At 58.8% G+C, this 1411-nt stretch carries 3 protein-coding genes; all 3 read left to right on the top strand.

Features of this window, described 5'->3' with window-relative positions; translation table 11 throughout:
- Nucleotides 1–16: 16 nt before the first annotated feature.
- Nucleotides 17–352, top strand: a complete 336-nt coding sequence (locus EOM25_14990) for a tRNA-binding protein (protein NCC26484.1) — start codon at nt 17–19, stop codon at nt 350–352.
- Between the two features lie 182 nt (nt 353–534).
- Nucleotides 535–891: a hypothetical protein gene (locus tag EOM25_14985; protein NCC26483.1), complete on the top strand. Its 357-nt coding sequence runs from the start codon at nt 535–537 to the stop codon at nt 889–891.
- 109 nt (nt 892–1000) lie between these two features.
- Nucleotides 1001–1411: B12-binding domain-containing radical SAM protein (locus EOM25_14980; GenBank protein NCC26482.1), on the top strand; the 411-nt coding region annotated here is incomplete at its 3' end.

Raw genomic sequence — 1411 nt, 5'->3', positions numbered from 1 at the left:
TCATGAGAGGATTGAGATGGAGACCATAGCCTGGGATGATTTCGAGCGGGTTGAGTTGCGGGCCGGGACGGTAGTCCGGGCCGAAGAGTTTCCGGAGGCCAAGAGTCCGGCCTGGAAGGTCTGGGTGGATTTCGGGCCTGAACTGGGGGTGTTGAAGACCAGCGCCCGGGTCAAGGATCTGTATGAAGACAACGATCTCGTCGGCCGTCAGGTGATCGGAATTGTTAATTTCCCGGAAAAACAGATCGGTCCGATGAGATCTCAGTTTTTACTGACCGGTTTTTACGGCCCCGACGGAGTCGTTTTGGCCGTGCCCGAAAGACCGGTCCCCAACGGGTCCAAATTGGGCTGAAGCCGGACAAAGGCCGGACCTTGAGCTGCCCCGTCCCTTGATCGCTACGGCCTGCGTTTTCTTGACACACGGGGGGAGAGTACATAGGAACTCCCCTTTCGCCGTGCGTTCCTGGACCGCTACCGGGCCTCTGCATTCACGGCATTCACCAAGCCCCACACGACAACCGAGGAGAAATGGCCATGAGCTACGACATCCGTCTCTGCAAGCTGATCAATGGCGATCTGGTCATCGGCAAATGGGATGCCAAGGCCGAGGTGATCAACGATCCGGCCGTGCTTCAGACTGTTCCCACCGCCTCCGGCGGAGTCCAGATGCTGCTTCTGCCTTTCGGCTACCCCTTTGAGAACGAGATCACGGGCAAGATAGAGACCCGTCACGTCATCTACGAATACTCCAAGTGTCCCGAAGATCTGAAGACCAAGTACCTGGAGGCCTCGAGCAACCTGACCATCTCCCGGCCGGGTGATTTGAAGGCCCTGAAGAACATGGGTGCTGCCAAGCCCGGCGGGGGTATCAGCCAGCTCCTCAAGAAATAGAGGCCATTTCCTCATCGGCGTCCTCCTGCCGACGTCAAGCCGATTCCGCGGGGGGCGGCGACAGCCCGGCGCCCTTTCGTTTCGAGCACATTGACCGGCATTGACGTCCATGCGAGACATACTTCCCCTCCTCCCCGGTCCGAGCCGCTTTCTGGGCAACGAGATCAATGCCGTGCACAAGGACCCAGACCTCGTCCGGGTCAGGATCGCTCTGGCATTTCCTGATCTGTACGAGGTTGGCATGTCCTATCTCGGGCAGAAGATCCTCTACGAGCAGGTCAACGCCCGAAAGGATTTCTGGGCTGAGCGGGTCTTTGCTCCACCGATCGAAGCGGCCCAAATATTTCGGGACAGGGGATTACCTCTGTCCACGCTGGAATCCCATACCCCCCTGAAGTCTCTGGACGCCGTGGCCTTCAGTCTGACTCACGAACTCTGTTACACGAACGTCCTGTACATGCTCGATCTGGCCGGGATCCCCATACGCTCTGAGGACAGGGGGGAGGGCGATCCCCTGGTC

Source organism: Deltaproteobacteria bacterium, from assembly GCA_009929795.1.
Classification (GTDB): domain Bacteria; phylum Desulfobacterota; class Desulfovibrionia; order Desulfovibrionales; family Desulfomicrobiaceae; genus RZZR01.
Note: the sequence above shows the minus strand (reverse complement) of the source record. Positions and strands in the feature narration are given on the sequence as shown.